Here is a 17,926-nt window from a genome sequence, read left to right on the forward strand (position 1 = left end):
CGTAGGTGACCTCCGTCATGTGCCCCGTCTCACGGCACCGGGCCGTCGAATGTGACCTGGGCCTCGAACGCGGCCCGTCGTGTGGCGCGGCGCAGGGCGTTCAGGACGGCGCCCCCGACGGTCAGCGTCAGGACGACGGTGAGCGCGGCCCGGCCCAGGTCCCAGCCGAGCGAGGTGGCCAGGCAGTACGCGACGAAGCGGGCCAGATTGTCGTGGAGCGAGGCGTCCGGCTGGTACGCGACCGAGGAGGCGAGGGCGTTCATGAAGGGCCAGCCGGCCATGTTCATGATCGTGCCGTACGCGAAGGCGGCGAGGAAGCCGTAGGCGGCCAGCATCGCCCGCTCGGCTGCCCCGCGCAGCCTGAACGGGCCCGGGAGCAGGCCCGCGCCCATCGTGAACCAGCCCATGGACAGCATCTGGAACGGCATCCAGGGGCCGACCCCGCCGGTGAGCAGCGCGGACGCGAACATGCTGAGCGAGCCGAGGACGAAGCCGAAACCCGGGCCCAGGACCCGGCCGCTGAGCACCATGAGGAAGAACATGGGCTCGATGCCGGCCGTGCCCGCGCCGATGGGGCGCAGGGCGGCTCCTGCGGCGGCCAGGACGCCGAGCATCGCCACCGCTTTCGGGCCCATGCCGGACTCGGAGATCGTGGCGGCGACCACCGCGACCAGGAGGACCAGCAGGCCCGCGAAGAGCCAGGGCGCGTCCTGGGCGTGGGCGTTCACCTGGGATCCGGGGCCGGTGATCAGTGGCCAGCCGATGGCGACCACGCCCACGGCGCTCACGAGCAGGAGGGCGATGACGGAGCGGGGGCCCAGGCGGACGGGGTTCGCCCGTCCGCCCTGTCGTCGGCCGGGTCGTTGCGCCGCCTGCTGTGTCGTGGGGCGGGGCCGCGCCGGCGTGCCTCCTCGGCCGGATGGGTCTCCACGCCACCTGGGCGCCTTCGGCGCGGCGTCCGGTGCTGGGTTCCCGCGGTGTCCTGCGGGGGCACCCCGACGCGTCCCCTCCCGTTTCGTACGCGACTGGACGTCCGGTTCCTCGTCGTCTCGGTGAGTCATGACAGGGCCCGCTCCACCTGGGTGACCGTGAGCCATTGCTGGGGAGCCAGGATTTTTGACACCTGGGGGGCGAAGGACGGGGACGACGTGACGATCTCCGGGGTCGGGCCGTCCGCCACGATCTCGCCGTCCGCGAGGATCGCCACCCGGTGCGTCAGCTCGGCCGCCAGCTCCACGTCGTGCGTGGCCATGATGATCGCGTGGCCCTGGGTGGACAGGTCGCGAAGGATCTTGATCAGTCGGGATTTCGCCGCGTAGTCCAGGCCCCGGGTCGGCTCGTCCAGGAGGAGCAAGGGCGGGGCCGCCGTCAGGACGATCGCCAGGGCGAGGGTGAGGCGCTGGCCCTCCGAGAGGTCGCGGGGGTGGGTGGCGTCGGCGATGTCGGGGAGCAGGTCGGTGAGCAGCGCCCGGCAGGTGCCCGGGGTGGCGTCCGTGTCCTTGTCCGCCGCCGCGCATTCCGCCGCCACCGTGTCCGCGCAGAGCAGGTCCCTGGGTTCCTGGGGGACCAGGCCCACCTTGCCGATCAGGTTCCGGGGCGTCAGTCGGTGCGGGTCCGCCCCGCCGACCAGGACCGATCCCGTGCTGGGCTTGATCATGCCGACGAGAGTGGAGAGGAGCGTGGACTTGCCCGCCCCGTTGCGGCCCATGAGCGCGATGATCTCGCCCGGAGCAACCGTGAGATCGACGTGGCGGAGAGCCTCCACCCGTCCCCGGCGGACCCCCAGCTTCCGGGTGACGGCGAGATCGGTTCCGTGAGGGGCGGCGTGACCGGCCTTGTCGGAGGCGACGTCCGGTGACCCGCCCAGGGCGGCAAGGCGCTCTCGCAAACCGCCCGCGGCGCGCCTGGCATCCCGGACCGTGAGGGGCAGCGGGGACCAGCCCGCCAGCCGTCCGAGTCCTACGACCGGGGGGTACACGGGGGAGCGTGCCATCACCATGGCCGGGTCCCCGACCAGCAGCGGCTCCCCGGGGGCGGGCAGCAGGGCCACCTGGTCCGCGTACTGGACGACTCGTTCCAGGCGGTGCTCGGCCAGGAGGACCGTGGTGCCGAGGTCGTGGACCAGGCGTTGGAGGACCGAGAGGACCTCTTCGGCTGCCGCCGGGTCCAGCGCCGAGGTCGGTTCGTCCAGGACCAGGACCTGGGGGTGGGTGGTGAGGACCGAGCCGATGGCGACCCGTTGCTGCTGGCCGCCGGAGAGTGTGGCGATCGGGCGGTCGCGCAGACCGGCCAGACCCAATAGATCGAGGGTCTCCTCGACGCGGCGCCGCATCACCGGTGGCGCCAGGCCCAACGACTCCATGCCGTACGCGAGTTCGTCCTCCACCGTGTCCGTGACGAAGTGGGCGAGCGGGTCCTGGCCCACCGTGCCGACCACATCGGCCAGTTCGCGCGGCTTGTGGGTGCGGGTGTCGCGCCCCGCGACCGTCACCCGGCCGGTGAGCGTGCCTCCCGTGAAGTGCGGGACGAGTCCGCTGACCGCCCCGAGGAGGGTCGACTTGCCCACTCCGGACGGGCCGGCCAGCAGCATCAACTCGCCCTCGGGGACCGTGAGTTCGATGCCGGCGACGGTGGGGTGCGGGACGTCGTCGTAGCGTACGGAGACGTTCTCGAAGCGGATCACTGTGTTGCCTCCGTCGGCTGCTTCGGCGTGGGGTGCGGGGCGGGGGCGACGAACGCGGGGAGCAGGCCGAGCAGGATGCCCGCCGCCGGCCACAGCGGCAGAGCGGGGGCGACCAGCGGGACGACCTGTGGTTGCAGCGCCGACGGGTCCTGCGTGCCCGACCAGATCATGATCGTGGCCGCCGCCGCCCCGGACGCCGCGATCAGCCACGCCCGCACGCCCCACGCGTCGGGGCGGTACCGGGTGCGCACCGAGCGGCGGCCGCCGAGCCACAGGCCCGCCAGTGCCGAGGCGACCCCGATGAGCAGGAGCGGGAGGCCGTAGCCCGCGCCGGACGCCGCGAGGAGGCCGTACGTTCCGGCGCAGACCCCGATCAGTCCGCCGAGGGTGAGCGCGGCGGTGGCCCGGCGGACTGCCGTGGGGACTTCGGCGGTGCGGCCGTAGCCGCGGGCATCCATCGCGGCCGCCAAGGACACCGAGCGTTCCAGCGCGCCCTCCAGGACCGGCAGCCCCACCTGGAGCAGGCCGCGCAGGCCGCTGTCCGGGCGGCCGCGCAACCGTCGTGCCGCGCGCAGGCGGCGTACGTCCGCGATCAGGTTCGGTGCGAACGTCATCGCCACGACGACCGCGACCCCCGCCTCGTACAGCGCGCCCGGGAGGGACTTCAGGAGGCGGGAGGGGGAGGCGAGCGCGTTCGCGGCGCCCACACAGATGAGGAGCGTGGCCAGCTTCAGGCCGTCGTAGAGCGCGAAGGTCAGGCCCTCAAGAGTGACCTTGCCGCCGATCCGCACCCCCTGCGCCCAGTCCGGCAGCGGTACCTCGGGCAGCGTGAAGAGGAGGTGCGTACCGGGGATCGGCGAGCCGAGGACGGTGGCGAAGACCAGGCGGATGCCGATCACCGCCAGGCCCAGCTTCACGAACGCCCCGTACGAACGCGCCCACGGCGCCTCGGTCCGCCGCGCCGCCACCACGTACCCGGCGACGCCGATGAGCAGGGCGAGCAGGAGGGGGTTGGTGGTGCGGGACGCCGCCGTGCCGAGGCCGAGCGCCCAGATCCACCAGGCGCCCGGGTGCACGGCATTGGAGCGGTGGGCCCGCGGGGCCCGCAACGTACGGCCGGTCATCGCGTCAGCCGCGGCGGCGCTTGGCCTGCCAGATCGCGCCGACGCCGAGCGCGGCGACGACGGCGACACCGGCGATGACACTGACGGACGGGCCCGCATGGGAGGACTTCCCGGCGTTCGCGTCCGGAGATTCCACGGATTCCGTGGCCTTGTGGGTCACCTGCTCGCCACAGCCGGCCCCCGGGAAACCGGAGACGGCGCACAGCAGCGCGTTGCTGTTGTAGCGCAGCGGCTTGGCGACGGAGGCGAGCGCGTCGGCCGACGTGGCGTCCGCACCGACCTGCGCGCAGGCCGTGCGCCGCTCCGGCGGGACCTCGTGGTCCGGCGCGTCCTGCGCCGTGCCGAAGTCGATGACGAGGGCCACGCGCTTGTCGCCGCTCTTCGCCGGGGTGTCGGCGCAGATCGTGGCGAAGTCGGCGGTGCCGCGCGGCCGCGTGGCGTCCTTGGAGTCCGCGCTCACCGCGAACCGGAACCCCTGCACGTCACCGTCGGAGGGTGTGGTCCCCGACGGGCCCATCGACGCGTACGTCCATGCGTGGTTCTCCCGCTCCCAGAACGACCAGTAGCGGTAGCCGGCCGCCTGCGCCGGGGCCACGGTGAGCCCGAGCAGCGCGACCAGCAGGCCGAGGACGAGCCCGGCCGTTCCCCTGCGGGTCACAGCTGCTGCTTCTTGCGGCCGCTGATCAGGAAGCCCGCGCCGACGGCGGCGACGAACATGACGCCGACGATCCACCAGGTGCCGAAGCCGCCGCCGTCGCTCTTGTCACCCTTGTCGTTGGTATCGCTCTTCGACTCGGCGTCGGCCGGCGCGGGGCCGGTCTTGTTCAGGGCACTCACCAGGTCGGTGCCGGCGAAGTCGCGCGGGTCGTTGCCCGTGGCGTGCGCGGCGAAGATCAGCTGGGCGTAGGCCGCCGGTCCGGACTGCGCGGCCCAGGGCTTGGCGTTCTTCTCCAGCCAGGCGTACGGGTCCTTCGTGTACTTGATGCCCTCGGCGGCGGCGACCGCGGTGACCGCGTCGGCGGTGTTGCCGTAGTCGGGCTGGTCCTCGGCGCCGGCCAGCTGGGACTTCAGGTACAGGTGGGTGGAGAGCTGGTTCTGGAGGTAGACGGCGCCGTTGTGCGCGATGGCATCGGGCGTCGTGCCGTCCTCGCACGTGTACGCGCCCGGGGCCTTGCCCTTGCCGGGCGCGAAGCCGCTGCCGAGCGCGCCGAGGACACCGGCCGCGGTGGCGTCGGCGTTCGCCGCGAGCTTGCCCTTCTTGTCGGGCTGGTAGGCGACGGCGCCCGCGCTCTTGCCGTCGGAGCAGGGCAGGGCGAGGGAGGCGAGCGCGTCGAGGCCGGACTTGCCCGGGCCCGACTTCACCTCGGCCGGCTTCTGGCCCGCGGCGGCGAGTGCGCCGAGCGCGACGGAGGTGGAGTTGGCGTCGCTGTCACCGCCGGGGTTGTAGCCCCAGCCGCCGTCGTCGTTCTGGTTCTTCTTCAGCCAGTCGACGCCCTTGGCGACCTCGTCGTCCCGGCCGCCGACCGCGACCAGGGCCTGCACGGCGGCGGCGGTGCTGTTGCTGTCGACCGGCGTCTTGGTGTCGCACGCCTTGCCGGGATCGGCGCGGAAAGCGGCGAAGCCGCCGTTCTCGCACTGCTGGCCGGCGAGCCAGGCGACAGCCTTCTCGGCCGGGTGCACACCGGCCGTGTCCTGCGCGACGAAGGCGAGGGACTGCCGCCACACGCCGTCATAGGTGGGGTCGGACTTCCCGTAGAGACCCGACGGTACGACGACCTTCGGCGAGGGGGAGGCACTGTCCGCGACCGCGGCCTGCGCGCTCACGGCGCCGATCACGACGGTCGCGGCGACGAGCGCGGCGCTGCGGCGAATGTTCATGGTGGGGCGGGTGCCTCTCCCTGCGGGGGATCCGGGCGGCACGGCACACACAGGCACCGGGCGGCTCCGGCTCCGTATGCCTCGACGGACCTGAGCCGATCAGGCGTGTAAGAGGCATTCCGGCTCTCACGGCTGCGGGTCAGCGCCGGATTCGCACCGGCTTCCCCTCGTACGCGCATTCTGTCGACCCGCCCACTGTACCGGCCCGTCCTCCCCACCCTCCGAGGAGCCAACGGGAGCGACAGCCCGTACGGCGAGGGACCCCGCCAGGCGCGCGAGCAACGGCGATCACCCCATGCGGCGGCGAATCCCCCCGCCATGGGCGCGGGGAACTGCGCGAACCGCCACAGCGCACCCGCACCCGCACTCACCGGGAAGCTCTGCACCCGCCCGCCCCCGGCAATGGCGTCAGCGGATGTCGACAGGCCCGTCGTCATCCGCCCGGGGCGCCCCGAGATACCGCTCGATGACCGCGCCGGGCGCCGCCGTGCCCTCCTGCCCGCTGAGGTTCTTGCGGACCGAGTCGAGGATCGTCAGGCCCTGACCGACCAGACCGGCCGCGATCTCGCCGAGCCCGTCGGCGCCGTTCAGGACATTCACGTTGGCCCCGGCGAGGCCCGCCGACGCCTCCTTCACGATCTGCGGCAGCTGATCGATGAGCATCCGGTCGAGCGCGACCCGGTCGTACGACGCGGCAGCCTCCGCCTGGATCTTCATCCGCTCGGCCTCGGCCAGCGCGAGGACCCGGATGCGCTCCGCGTCGGCCTGGGCCGGCTTCACGATCTCGGCGATGAGCTGCTTCTCCCGCAACTCGGCCTGCTTCAGCGCCAGTTCGGTCTGGGCCGCAAGCACCTCCTGCTGGGCGCGGGCCAGCGCCAGCGGTCCCGCCTGGTCGGCCTCCGCCTTGGCGCGGTCCACCTCGGCGCTGTACTGGGCCTGCACGATCGCGGTCTGCCGCGCGAACTCGGCCTGCTTACGGGCGGCCGCCTGCTCCGCCTCGGTGGAGGCCTGCGTGGCCTGCGCCTGGGCGATCTGCGCGGCCCGCTGGATGTTGGCCTTGTGCGGCCGGGACATCGCCTCGATGTACCCGGTGCTGCCGTCGTCGATGGACTGGATCTGCAGCGAGTCGACGTGCAGACCGATCTTGGCCATCTCGGCCTTCGACGTGTCGAGCACCTCGGTGGCGAGCTTCTGCCGCTCGGTGACGATCTCCTCGACGGTCATCGAGCCGATGATGGACCGCAGGTGACCGGCGAAGATCCGCCCGGTGAGGACGGACATCTGCTCCTGGTCGGAGAGGAAGCGCTGACCGGCGTTGACGATCGACTCGTGGTCGTTGCCGACCTTGAACGCGATGACGGCGCGCACGGTCAGGGCGATGCCCTGCTTGGTCACGCACTTCTCCACCACCTCCGCCTCGCTCATGGCGAGCGAGAGGAAGCGGGTCTTGCGGAACACGGGCAGCACGAACTTCCCGTGCCCGGTGACGACGCGGAACGGCGCTCCCCCAAGTCCCCGCCTGCCGCCCGAGATCAGCATCGCCTCGTCGGGTGCGGGAACGCGATATCCGAACATCCTTGACGTCTCCTTAGCGGGCGCCGCCGTCGCCGCCGAGCGGCGGATCGAGCAGTGGATCGCTCCAGGCCATGACGGAGACCTGCCGGTGCCCGAGGGACTCGATGACCAGTACGGTCGAGTCCCGTGTCAGCGGTTCGTCGGAGTACGCGATGAACGTCTCCGTGCCGCCTCTGACCCGCACCAACACCTCACCCGGCCCACCGGCCCCACGCGTGCCGATGACCAGCTTCCCCGTACAGCCGACAACAGCCTCGTCCGGCGCCATTGGCGGCCGCCCCCTTGTTGTTCCAGCTCAGAAGAGCTCTTGCGAGCCAGACCATACGCCTGCGGCAACGCTCCGACCATCTACGCGCGGCAAAGATCCGGCTCCGTCAGGAGACCGCCACGTACGTCACGGGATCGCTCCCCGTAACGGCCTCCACGTCACCCAGTTTCACCAGTCTGCGCAGGTGGGCCTCGGCCTCGGAGACGGCGATGTTCCGTGATCCGTAGGGGATGTCGGCCCAGGGCCTGTTCCACTCCATGCGCTCGGCGAGCTGCCACGGCGTGAGCGGGGCGGCCAGCAGGGCGCGCAGGTCGGTGAGGCGGGACTCGTGGTGCTCCAGCAACTCCCGTACGCGGGCGGGCGCGTCGGTGAAGGTGTGCTGGTGGGCGGGGAGCACCTCGGCCGGGGAGAGACGGCCGACGCGCTCCAGGGAGTCGAGGTAGTCGCCGAGCGGATCGGTGGAGCCCTCCTCGACGGCCGGGTCCTCGTACAGGCCGATGTGCGGGGTGATGCCGGGCAGCACGTGGTCGCCGGAGAAGAGGCGGCCGTTGCCGGGCCGGTTCGCCGGGTGGTCCTCCTCCAGGTGCAGGCAGATGTGGCCCGGGGTGTGGCCCGGGGTCCAGATCGCGCGCAGCCGGCGGCCCGGCAGGTCGAGGAGGTCGCCGGGGGTGATGGTGCGGTCGGGCAGGGCCGCGTCGAGTCCGGGCAGGCGGCGCGGGCGTCCGGCGTCGGCCGCGGCGAGCAGCGGCGCGACATGGTCCTCGGGCGCCCCGGCCGCCAGCAGTTTGGCGCCCATGTACGCGTACCAGCGCGACGGCGGGTTCTCCCGGGTGCGCCGCACCACCGCCGCGTCCGCCTCGTGCATCGCGATGTACGCGCCGGAGGCATCGCGGACCTTCGCCGACAGGCCGTGGTGGTCGGGGTGGTGGTGGGTGATGAGGACGCCTGTGAGGTCGGTGACCGAGGTGCCGCAGGCGGTGAGGCCCGCGGTCAGCGCCTCCCATGAGGTGGGGTCGTCCCAGCCGGTGTCGATCAGGACCGGTCCCGTGTCGGTGTCCAGGAGGTAGATGAGCGTGTGGCCGAGCGGATTGTCGGGGATCGGCACGCGGATGCTGTGCACGCCCCCGCCGTGGTCGGTCGCCTGCGTCGCCTGCGCCATGGGCCCGCCTCTCCCTGCCGTCCCGCATCCCTGTCGTCCCGAACTGCCTGCACTGTAATGGAACTTGTAGAACTTGTTTCAGTAGTCGCCCGGGTAAACCGTCTTGGGCGTCCCGGGCAACCGTCCTCGGACGCGTCCGCCACCCTTCCGCATCCGAACTAGAACTGGTATCAGTTCTGAAACACCGTCAGAAACCGTCACGGAAGCGGAAGTCGCCATGACCGAGCTCGTGGAACACAGACAGCTGTTCATCGGCGGGGAGTTGACCGATCCCCTCGGCAAGGACGTCATCGAGGTCGTCTCCCCGCACACCGGCGAGGTCTTCGGGCGGGTGCCGCACGCCGCGCCCGCCGACGTGGACCGCGCCGTCGCCGTCGCGCGCCGGGCCTTCGACGAAGGACCCTGGCCGCGGATGAGCCTCGACGAGCGGATCGCCGTCGTCACCCGCATCAAGGACGCCATCGCGGTACGCCACGAGGAGATCGCGAAGGTCATCTCGCAGGAGAACGGTTCCCCCTACTCGTGGTCGGTGCTCGCCCAGGCGCTCGGCGCGATGATGGTGTGGGACTCCGCGATCAACGTCGCGCGGGGATTCACCTACGAGGAGACCCGCGACGGCGCCCTCGGGAAACTGCTGGTGCGGCGCGAGCCGGTGGGGGTCGTCGCGGCCGTCGTGCCGTGGAACGTGCCGCAGTTCGTGGCCGCCGCCAAGCTCGCGCCCGCGCTCCTCGCCGGCTGCACCGTCGTCCTCAAACCGTCGCCCGAGTCACCGCTCGACGCGTACATCCTGGGCGAGATCGCGAAGGAGGCCGGGCTGCCCGAAGGGGTGCTCTCCATCCTGCCCGCCGACCGTGAGGTGAGCGAGTACCTGGTCGGGCACCCGGGCGTCGACAAGATCTCCTTCACCGGGTCCGTGGGTGCGGGGAAGCGGGTGATGGAGGTGGCAGCCCGTCATCTCACGCGCGTGACACTGGAGTTGGGGGGCAAGTCGGCGGCCGTCGTGCTGCCCGACGCCGACGTGGAATCGACCGTCGCGGGGGTCGTGCCCGCCGCCTGGATGAACAACGGGCAGGCCTGCGTCGCCCAGACCCGCATCCTGCTGCCCCGCTCCCGCTACGACGAGTTCGCCGAGGCGTTCACCGCGGCCGCCGCCGCGCTCGTCGTCGGCGATCCGCTCGACCCGGCCACCCAGGTCGGCCCGCTCGTCGCCCGGCGCCAGCAGCGGCGCAACCTCGACTACATCCGCATCGGCCAGGAGGAGGGCGCCAAGATCCTCACCGGCGGCGGCGCGCCCGCCAAGTCCGGTCTCGAGCACGGCTGGTACGTCGAGCCGACCCTCCTCGGGGACGTCCACAACGGCATGCGCGTCGCCCGCGAGGAGATCTTCGGACCCGTCATCTGCCTCCTCCCGTACGGCGACGAGGACGAGGCCGTGAAGATCGCCAACGACTCCGACTACGGGCTCAGCGGCAGCGTGTGGACGGCCGACGTCGCCCACGGCATCGACATCGCGCGCCAGGTGCGTACCGGCACGTACAACGTGAACACCTTCAGCCTCGACATGCTCGGCCCCTTCGGCGGCTACAAGAACAGCGGCGTGGGACGGGAGTTCGGGCCCGAGGGGTACAGCGCGTTCCTGGAGCACAAGATGATCCACCTGCCCGCCGGGTACGCACACGAGGAGGGCTGAGCATGGGCGACCGGTGGCATGTGGAGGTCGACCGGGGTGTGTGCATCGGCTCCGGCATGTGCCTGCACCACGCGCCCGCCGCGTTCCGCCTCGACACGGCGCGGCAGTCCCACCCGGAGGAACCCGAGACGGACGCGAACGAGAAGGTGCTGGCGGCGGCCGAGGGCTGTCCCGTCGAGGCCATCGTGATCACGCTCACCGGCGGCGGTGAGCCGGTGTTCCCGCCCGAGGAGTGACCCGGCGAAGCCGCCGCCCCGCGCGGCGGCTTCTTCCGGTCGTGACGACGCCCTTTGGCATATGCGGAAAGCATGAACTCGAACAGGGTGAACATTACTTTCCTCGTGCGTTTCGCACTTCTTTCTGATGACAGTTGTGACTGTCCGCCTTCCTTGGCTGCATGCGAATCTCGTTCCGGCCGTCAACGAGATGCCGAGGAGGGCGACCGACGCCATGGACAAGCGGTACGAGGTCTACGCCCTTGCGGATCCGTATTTCTACGAGACGCCCGAACGGCTCTCCGCCGACGGTAAAGCGCGGCCCCTGCCCGAGTTCGAGACGGCCCGCAGGGCGGTCCCGGAAGGATGGCGCTCCGACAGCAACGGGGAATGGCTGAATTTCACCCCGCTCGAGCCGGACGGCACGCCCCGCCAGCAGCCGGGGCAGGGCTGGAAGATCCACGCCTCCGCCACCCGGGCCGGCGCCGAGAAGATCGCCTCGATCGTCTGGGACTACTGCGTACCGCGGGAAATTCCCTTCAAATTCGTTCCGTCGCCGCACCTTCTTCACTTACGGAACGCGAAATACGCGGGCCGCGACACCAGCGGAAAGTTCGTCACCATCTATCCGGCGGACGAGGAGAGATGTCACCGGATACTGGAGGAGCTGGGGGAACTGCTGCGCGGCCTCGAAGGCCCGTACATTCTCACCGATCTCCGCTGGGGAGACGGACCGCTCTATGTGCGCTACGGCGCCTTTTCCCGTCGGCTGGTCGCCAATGAACGCGGCGCGCTCGTCACGGCCATCGAGGACGGCGAGGGCCGCCTCGTACCCGACAACAGGGACCCCGCCTTTCAGGTCCCCGAATGGGTGCCCCTGCCCGGCTTCCTCAAACCCCACTTCGACGCCCGCAACGCGACGACCGTCACCGACCTCCCGTACCGCTTCGAGAAGGCCCTGCACTTCTCCAACGGAGGGGGCGTCTACCGGGGGACCGACACCCGCGACGGCCGCACGGTCGTCCTCAAGGAGGGCCGCCCGCACGCGGGTCTCGCCGCCGACGGGGCCGACGCCATCGCCCGCCTGGAGCGGGAGAAGGCCGCGCTGGAACGCCTGTCGGGGCTCGGCGTCGCGCCCGAGGTGCGCGACTGGTTCCTCATCGACGACCACCGCTTCCTCGTCATGGACCACGTGCCGGGACGCCCCCTCAACGCGTTCTTCGCCGAGCGCCACCCGCTGCTCGCGCCCGATCCGGACCCGGCGGCCGTCGCCGACTACGTGGCCTGGGTGCTGCGGATCAACGCCGCCGTCGAGAAGGCCGTGGCCGCCGTCCACGAGCGCGGCATCGTCTTCAACGACCTGCACCTCTTCAACATCATGGTCTCCGACGCGACCGCCGAGGGCGACGCGGAGTCCGTCACCCTCATCGACTTCGAGGCCGCCACCCGCGTCGAGGAGAACGACGGCCAGATGCTGGCCCACCCCGGCTTCTGGGCGCCGCGGGACCGCACCGGCACCGATGTCGACCGTTACGCCCTCGCCTGCCTGCGCATCGCGATGTTCCTGCCCGTGACGACCCTGTTCGTCGTCGACCGCGGCAAGGCCGCCCACCTGGCCGAGGTGATCGCCGCCGAATTCCCCACCGTGCCGCGGGAGTTCCTGGCCGAGGCCGTCGCCGAGATCACCCGGGGGACGAGCGGGGCACCGGTCGCGACGAGGGGTGCGACCGGCGTCGCTCCCCGGGTCGAACCCGGCGACTGGCCGCGCAGCCGCGACTCCATGGTCGAGGGCATCCTGGCGTCGGCCACCCCGGAGCGCGACGACCGCCTCTTCCCCGGCGACGTCGTCCAGTTCGCCACCGGCGGCGGCCTCGGTCTCGCCCACGGCGCGGCCGGTGTCCTGTACGCCCTCGCCGAGACCGGCGCCGCCCGCTACGAGCAGGGCGAGCAGTGGCTCCTCGACCACACCGACCCGGTGCCGCCCGGCACCGCCCTCGGCCTCTACGACGGCATCGCCGGCACGGCGTACGTCCTGGACCGGCTCGGGCACCGGCAGCGCGCCCTCGACCTGGTCGACCGCCTGCTGAGCGAGAAGTGGCAGCGGCTCACCGGGGAACTGCACGGCGGACTCCCCGGTGTGGGCCTGGTCCTCGACCATCTCGCCCGCACCACCGGCGAGGGCGATCTCGCCGACCGGGCCCTGGAGGCGGCCGCTCTCGTCGCCGACCGCATCATCCACGTACGCGACACGGACCGGACTCCCACCTCGAAGCGGCGGGCCGGACTGATGCGCGGCCTCACCGGGTCCGCCCTGTTCCTGCTGCGCCTGTACGAGCGCACGGGCAGCGCGCAGTACCTCGAACTGGCCGGTACCGCACTGGAGTTGGACCTCGACCGGTGCCGGACGGCGTCCGACGGCGGCCTGCACGTCGACGAGGGCTGGCGCACCATGCCGTATCTCGGTGACGGCAGCGCCGGGGTCGGCATGGTCCTCGACGACTACCTGCGGCTCGCCCCGGACGCGGACCTCGGCGGCCGGGCCCCCGAGGAGCTCCGGCAGGGCGTGCTCACCGCCGCGACCTCCCGCTTCTATGTCCAGCCCGGCCTGTTCGAGGGCCGCGCCGGAATGATCCTGCACCTCGCCCGCACCACGACACCGGGCGCCACCGGCGCGCGGCTCGCCGCCCAGATCGACGCCCTGGGCTGGCTGTCGATGCGCTACGAGGACCGACTCGCCTTCCCCGGGCATCAGATGATGCGCCTGTCCATGGACCTCGGCTCCGGAACGGCAGGGTGCCTGCTCGCGCTCGGCGCGGCCCTGGACCAGGAACACGGCGCCCAGCTGCCCTTCATGCCGCCCCCGCGGCGGCCCTGAAGCCGGCTCCGCCTTCGCGTGGAGTCGTGACACAACCGCACAGCACCACCCCGTCCCCACAGGTATGTACGTTGACGAAAGGGAAAACCATGGCACTTCTCGACCTGCAGAGCATGGAAGCCGACGAGACCACCGGCGGTGGCGGTGGCGGCGGCGGCGAAGGCAGCAACGTCAGCCTGCTGCTCTGCGACAAGCACAGCTCCAACAGCACGCTCCTGTGTCTGTGACGGTCTGACCGCGCCGGTGACGTTCTTTCTGTACCGGTGACGGCGGGGCCGCCCCTCGGGGGCGGCCCCGTCCTCGTTCTCGTTCGCGTTCTCGTTCCCCAGGACGCGCGTTTCGGATGCGATCACGGATGCGAGGCCAAGTGAAGACGTCGTCCGGCGACGCACTCCTGCGCACAGCGACCCGGTACAGCGCCGGCCGGTGTCTGGCCCTGTGCCTGCTCACCGTCGCGTCCGCGGGCGTGGGCCTGCTCCTCCCGTACGTCATCGGCCGCACCGTGGACGCCCTGTTCGCCGCGCATGCCGCCGGCGCCGCCGACTCGGTGAGCGGGGACGTCGGTCACTGGCTGCTGATCGCCGCGGCCCTGGTCGGCGGCCTCATGCTCCTCGACTGCTGCGAAGGCGTCCTGACCGGCACCACCAACGCCCGCACCACGGCCTGGCTGCGCGGGCGCCTGGTCCGTCATGTTCTCGCCGCCGGGCCCGGGGCCACCGCTCGGTTCCCCGCGGGCGACCTCGTCGCGCGGCTCGTCGGCGGTACCGCGCAGGCCGGGCCCGCCCCGGCGACCGTGGCCGCCCTCGCCGCCACCCTCGTCCTGCCCGTCGGCGCGATCGTCGCCCTGGGCCTCACCGACCTCTGGCTCGTCGCCGCGTTCCTCGTCGGCGCGCCCGCCCTCGCCCTGCTGCTGCGCACCTTCGCGCGGGCCTCGTCCGACTGCGTCGCCGCCTATCTGCGCGCACAGGGCGACATCGCGACCCGGCTCACCGAGGCGATCGGCGGGGCCCGCACCATCGCCGCCGCGCACACCGCGGACCGGGAGGCCACGCGGGTCCTCGAACCGCTGCCCCGACTCGTGCACCAGGGCCTGCGGTTGTGGCGGGTGCAGGGGCGCGCGAGCGCGGGCGCGGTCACCCTCGCGCCGCTGCTGCAGATCACGGTGATCGCCACCGCGGGTGTGCTTCTCCTTCGCCACCAGTTGTCCGTGGGGGAGTTGCTCGCCGCGTCCCGCTACGCCGCTCTCGCCACGGGGGTCGGCATGCTCGTCGGCGACATCGCGACCCTGGCCCGCACCCGGGCCGCGGGGCAGCGGCTCGGCGACGTCCTGGACGAACCCGCGCCGCGCCACGGCGACGCCCGGCTCGGCGACGGGGGCGGCCGGCTGGAGCTGCGCGGCGTCACCGTCCGCCGCGACGGACGCACCGTCCTCGACCACGTGGACCTGACCGTCCCCGCGGGCGAGACCCTCGCCGTGGTCGGCGCGTCCGGCGCGGGCAAGTCGCTGCTCGCCGCCCTCGCGGGCCGCCTCGCCGACCCGGACGACGGCACCGTCCTCCTCGACGGCACCCCGCTGCCCGAGCTGAGCCGCACCGAACTCCGCGCCGCGATCGGCTACGCCTTCGAACGGCCCACCCTGCTGGGCGACACCCTGGCCGACACGATCGCGCTGGGCCCCGACCCGCGTACGACACACCCGGACCGGGTCGTCGGCGCCGCCGAGGCCGCCCACGCCGACGGCTTCGTACGCCGCCTCCCCGACGGATACGCCACCGCCTGCGCGGACGCCCCGCTCTCCGGCGGTGAGGCCCAACGCCTGGGCCTGGCACGGGCGTTCGCGCACGGCGGGCGGCTGCTCGTCCTGGACGACGCCCTGTCCAGCCTCGACATGATCACGGAGCGGGAGATCGCCGCCGCCCTGCTGCGGCACGCCCCCGGCACCACCCGCCTCGTCGTCGCCCACCGCGCCACGACCGCGGCCCGCGCCACCACCGTGGCCTGGCTCGACGCCGGCTCCGTCCGCGCGCTCGGCCCGCACGAACGGCTGTGGCACGACCCCGCTTACCGGGCGGTGTTCGCCGGGGACGGCGACAGTGCCGGGGTCGGTGGGGCGGCGTGACGACGACTCCCTCCGCGACAGCCCCGTCCGCGACAGTCCCCTCCGCGACAGCCGTCCCCGCGCGCCCGGGAACGTACCGCCGAGGCCTGCGCTTTTTGCTGCGCCGCCGCGCCACCGTCGCCCGGCTCGCCGCCTGGTCGGTCCTGGAGACGGGCCAGACGTTCCTGCTCGGCTGGGCCCTCGCCCGCGCGCTCGATGACGGGTTCCTCGCCGGGCGCCAGGACATCGGCCTGCTCTGGCTCGGCGTGGCCGTGCTCGGCGTCGCCGCGGGCGCCCTCGGCACGGCCAGGGTCTACGGGGCCGTGGCCGGGCTCGTGGAGCCGCTGCGGGACCTCCTCGTGCGCCGGGTCGTCGAGCGCGGGGTGCGCGGCGGCGACGGGGGAGCGGTGTCGCGCCTGACCCAGCAGGTGGAGATCGCCCGTGACACGTTCGCCGGTCTGATCATGGTGTCCCGGTCCTTCGTGTTCACCGCGACCGGCGCACTGATCGGCTTGTTTTCGCTGGCCCCGGTGCTCCTGCTGGTGGTCGCGCCGCCGCTGGTGGCCGGAGTCGCCCTGTTCCTCGGCACGCTGCGGCCGCTCTCCCGTGGGCAGGAGGCGTTCCTGATCGCCGACGAGAGCGTCTCGGCCCGGCTCGCCCTCGTGTGCGCGGGGCTCAGGGACGTCACGGCGGCCGGCGCCGAGGAGCCGACGGCCCGGGACGCGGAGGCGCTGATCGACCGCGAGTACCGGGCGGCACGGACACTGGCGTGGTGGGCGGTGCCGCGGGTGCTCGCGCTCGGCATCGGCGGCCAGCTGCCGCTCCTGCTCCTCCTGGCGACGGCGCCGTGGACCCTCGACCGCGGGGTGAGCGCGGGCGCCCTGGTCGGCGCCCTCGCCTACGTCTCCCAGTCCCTGCTGCCCGCCCTGCAGAACCTGGTCCACGGCCTGGGCACGGGCGGTTCACGGCTGGCGGTCGTGCTGCGCAGGCTGACGCATGAGACAGCTCAACAGGCTGTTTCCGTAGAGGAGTTGGCGGATGAGCAGCCGGACCCGGCCGCACCCGCCCTTGAAGCGTCCTCGCTGACCTTCGCGTACGGGCCCGGTGCCGAACCGGTCCTCGACGGCCTCGACCTGACCGTCCCCCGGGGCGGCCACCTGGCGATCGTGGGCCCCAGCGGCATCGGCAAGTCCACCCTGGCCGGGCTCGCCGCGGGGCTGCTCGTCCCCGGGGCGGGGGCGATCCGGGTGTGCGGGCTGCCCGCGCGCTCCCCGCGGGCGGCGGCGCGGCGCGTGCTGATCCCGCAGGAGGCGTACGTCTTCAGCGGCACCCTGCGCGCCAACCTCGGCTATCTGCGCCCGGACCCGGTGCCCGAGAGCGAACTCGCCGACGCCGCGGCCGCGATCGGGCTCGAAACGCTCCTCGGGCGCCTCGGCGGGCTCGACGCCCCGCTCGATCCGACGGTCCTGTCCGCGGGGGAGCGGCAGCTGATCGCGCTGACCCGCGCCTATCTCTCGCCCGCGCCGCTGGCCGTGCTCGACGAGGCCACCTGTCATCTGGACCCGGCGGCGGAGCGGCGCGCGGAGCGGGCGTTCGCCACCCGGCCCGGGGGCACCCTGGTCGTCGTCGCCCATCGGATCAGCTCCGCCCACCGGGCCGACCGGATCCTCGTCATGGACGGGCCGCGTACCGTCTGCGGCCGTCACGAGGAGCTGCTCGGGAGTTCCCCGCTCTACCGTGACCTGGCCGGGGCGTGGGGTCTGCCGACGGCGTCACAGCCAGCCCTCGCCCTGGGAGATGCGGATGGCGTCGATCCTGTTGCGGGCGCCGATCTTGCGGGTGATGGCGGCCATGTAGTTGCGCACCGTGCCGTTGGACAGATGGAGTTTGCGCGCGATCTCGGAGACCGAGGCGCCCTCGGCGGCGAGCGATAACACGCCTAACTCTCTTCTTGTTAAGGGCGCCTGAGAGGCCTTCAGGAAGCCGAAGCCCAGCGAGTCGTCGACGAAGCGCTGCCCACGGGCCGCCTGCCTGATGCCGGTGAGGAGACGCTCCACAGGGCCGTCCTTGTCCACGTATCCGAGAGCCTGCGCCTCCACGGCCCGGCGCAGCAGTCCGGGCCTGCTGGCGGTGGCGAGCACCACCAGTGCGCACCTCAGCTCCGCCAACGGCGGTATACCGTACGGTGTTTCACAGTCCAGGTCGGCTACGCAGATGTGCGGCTCGAGCGCACGCGCCCTCCCCGGCGCACTGCGCCACGGTGTGTGGTGCACCTCCAAGTCCGGTTCCTTCGCCAATTGTTCGGCGAGCGCCGAACGCATCAGACAGGAGTCGTGCACAAGAAGTACCCGAGTCACGTCC

The 17,926-nt window shown here is 72.5% G+C and carries 14 protein-coding genes, 1 pseudogene and 1 riboswitch; of the genes and pseudogenes, 6 read left to right on the plus strand and 9 right to left on the minus strand.

The window, feature by feature from the left end; genetic code table 11:
- Nucleotides 1-29: 29 nt before the first annotated feature.
- The 8 genes from ACIREE_RS23945 to ACIREE_RS23980 form a co-directional block, all read right to left on the minus strand.
- Nucleotides 30-821, minus strand: coding sequence for an ECF transporter S component (locus ACIREE_RS23945; protein WP_404156051.1), 792 nt, complete (start codon nt 819-821; stop codon nt 30-32).
- 236 nt (nt 822-1,057) lie between these two features.
- The gene (locus tag ACIREE_RS23950; protein WP_404155608.1) at nt 1,058-2,683 is read right to left on the minus strand and encodes an ABC transporter ATP-binding protein; all 1,626 of its coding nucleotides are present in this window, start codon (nt 2,681-2,683) and stop codon (nt 1,058-1,060) included.
- The gene (locus ACIREE_RS23955) at nt 2,680-3,807 is read right to left on the minus strand and encodes an energy-coupling factor transporter transmembrane component T (protein WP_404155612.1); all 1,128 of its coding nucleotides are present in this window, start codon (nt 3,805-3,807) and stop codon (nt 2,680-2,682) included. The genes ACIREE_RS23950 and ACIREE_RS23955 overlap by 4 nt, the downstream gene beginning before the upstream one ends.
- A 4-nt stretch (nt 3,808-3,811) precedes the next feature.
- The gene (locus ACIREE_RS23960) at nt 3,812-4,465 is read right to left on the minus strand and encodes an SCO2322 family protein (RefSeq protein WP_404155615.1); all 654 of its coding nucleotides are present in this window, start codon (nt 4,463-4,465) and stop codon (nt 3,812-3,814) included.
- Entirely contained in the window at nt 4,462-5,685 is a 1,224-nt protein-coding gene (locus ACIREE_RS23965; protein ID WP_404155618.1) for a prenyltransferase/squalene oxidase repeat-containing protein, read from the minus strand. Before ACIREE_RS23965 ends, ACIREE_RS23960 begins: the two co-directional genes overlap by 4 nt.
- A gap of 92 nt (nt 5,686-5,777) precedes the next feature.
- Nucleotides 5,778-5,885: riboswitch (cobalamin riboswitch) on the minus strand.
- A gap of 208 nt (nt 5,886-6,093) precedes the next feature.
- Nucleotides 6,094-7,260 carry a flotillin family protein gene (locus tag ACIREE_RS23970; RefSeq protein ID WP_404155620.1) on the minus strand — a complete coding sequence of 389 codons (1,167 nt, stop codon included), beginning with the start codon at nt 7,258-7,260 and terminating at the stop codon, nt 6,094-6,096.
- A gap of 13 nt (nt 7,261-7,273) precedes the next feature.
- Nucleotides 7,274-7,528, minus strand: coding sequence for a hypothetical protein (locus ACIREE_RS23975; protein ID WP_404155623.1), 255 nt, complete (start codon nt 7,526-7,528; stop codon nt 7,274-7,276).
- Nucleotides 7,529-7,634: 106 nt separating this feature from the next.
- Nucleotides 7,635-8,687 (minus strand): MBL fold metallo-hydrolase, encoded by a 1,053-nt coding sequence (locus ACIREE_RS23980; protein WP_404155626.1) that lies wholly within the window; start codon nt 8,685-8,687, stop codon nt 7,635-7,637.
- 217 nt (nt 8,688-8,904) lie between these two features.
- Here ACIREE_RS23980 and ACIREE_RS23985 point away from each other — a divergent pair, with 217 nt between their 5' ends.
- The 6 genes from ACIREE_RS23985 (at nt 8,905) to ACIREE_RS24010 (ending at nt 17,499) form a co-directional block, all read left to right on the plus strand.
- Nucleotides 8,905-10,377, plus strand: coding sequence for an aldehyde dehydrogenase (locus ACIREE_RS23985; protein WP_404155629.1), 1,473 nt, complete (start codon nt 8,905-8,907; stop codon nt 10,375-10,377).
- Nucleotides 10,378-10,379: 2 nt separating this feature from the next.
- Nucleotides 10,380-10,613 (plus strand): ferredoxin, encoded by a 234-nt coding sequence (locus ACIREE_RS23990; RefSeq protein ID WP_404155632.1) that lies wholly within the window; start codon nt 10,380-10,382, stop codon nt 10,611-10,613.
- Nucleotides 10,614-10,827: 214 nt separating this feature from the next.
- A complete protein-coding gene (lanKC, locus tag ACIREE_RS23995; protein WP_404155635.1) occupies nt 10,828-13,467 on the plus strand; it encodes a class III lanthionine synthetase LanKC in 2,640 nt (879 codons plus the stop codon).
- Between the two features lie 89 nt (nt 13,468-13,556).
- Complete coding sequence (locus tag ACIREE_RS24000; RefSeq protein ID WP_404155638.1) at nt 13,557-13,694, plus strand: SapB/AmfS family lanthipeptide; 138 nt, start codon at nt 13,557-13,559, stop codon at nt 13,692-13,694.
- Nucleotides 13,695-13,822: 128 nt separating this feature from the next.
- Nucleotides 13,823-15,586: an ABC transporter ATP-binding protein gene (locus ACIREE_RS24005; protein WP_404155641.1), complete on the plus strand. Its 1,764-nt coding sequence runs from the start codon at nt 13,823-13,825 to the stop codon at nt 15,584-15,586.
- Nucleotides 15,583-17,499 carry an ATP-binding cassette domain-containing protein gene (locus ACIREE_RS24010; RefSeq protein ID WP_404155644.1) on the plus strand — a complete coding sequence of 639 codons (1,917 nt, stop codon included), beginning with the start codon at nt 15,583-15,585 and terminating at the stop codon, nt 17,497-17,499. Before ACIREE_RS24005 ends, ACIREE_RS24010 begins: the two co-directional genes overlap by 4 nt.
- Here the strand turns inward: ACIREE_RS24010 and ACIREE_RS24015 are convergent.
- Nucleotides 17,422-17,886, minus strand: a pseudogene (locus tag ACIREE_RS24015) (LuxR C-terminal-related transcriptional regulator); the annotation flags it as partial. The gene ACIREE_RS24010 and the pseudogene ACIREE_RS24015 sit on opposite strands and share 78 nt — an antisense overlap.
- Between the last annotated feature and the right edge of the window lie 40 nt (nt 17,887-17,926).

The sequence above is a fragment of the Streptomyces sp. NPDC102467 genome, assembly GCF_044765445.1.
GTDB lineage: Bacteria > Actinomycetota > Actinomycetes > Streptomycetales > Streptomycetaceae > Streptomyces.

Coding starts and splice junctions, on each gene's coding strand:
- lanKC (WP_404155635.1), top strand. CDS start 10,828: ATGGACAAGCGGTACGAGGTCTACGCCCTTGCGGATCCGTATTTCTAC.
- ACIREE_RS24000 (WP_404155638.1), top strand. CDS start 13,557: ATGGCACTTCTCGACCTGCAGAGCATGGAAGCCGACGAGACCACCGGC.
- ACIREE_RS23955 (WP_404155612.1), bottom strand. CDS start 3,807: ATGACCGGCCGTACGTTGCGGGCCCCGCGGGCCCACCGCTCCAATGCC.
- ACIREE_RS23990 (WP_404155632.1), top strand. CDS start 10,380: ATGGGCGACCGGTGGCATGTGGAGGTCGACCGGGGTGTGTGCATCGGC.
- ACIREE_RS23965 (WP_404155618.1), bottom strand. CDS start 5,685: ATGAACATTCGCCGCAGCGCCGCGCTCGTCGCCGCGACCGTCGTGATC.
- ACIREE_RS23980 (WP_404155626.1), bottom strand. CDS start 8,687: ATGGCGCAGGCGACGCAGGCGACCGACCACGGCGGGGGCGTGCACAGC.
- ACIREE_RS23985 (WP_404155629.1), top strand. CDS start 8,905: ATGACCGAGCTCGTGGAACACAGACAGCTGTTCATCGGCGGGGAGTTG.
- ACIREE_RS23975 (WP_404155623.1), bottom strand. CDS start 7,528: ATGGCGCCGGACGAGGCTGTTGTCGGCTGTACGGGGAAGCTGGTCATC.
- ACIREE_RS23970 (WP_404155620.1), bottom strand. CDS start 7,260: ATGTTCGGATATCGCGTTCCCGCACCCGACGAGGCGATGCTGATCTCG.
- ACIREE_RS24005 (WP_404155641.1), top strand. CDS start 13,823: ATGCGAGGCCAAGTGAAGACGTCGTCCGGCGACGCACTCCTGCGCACA.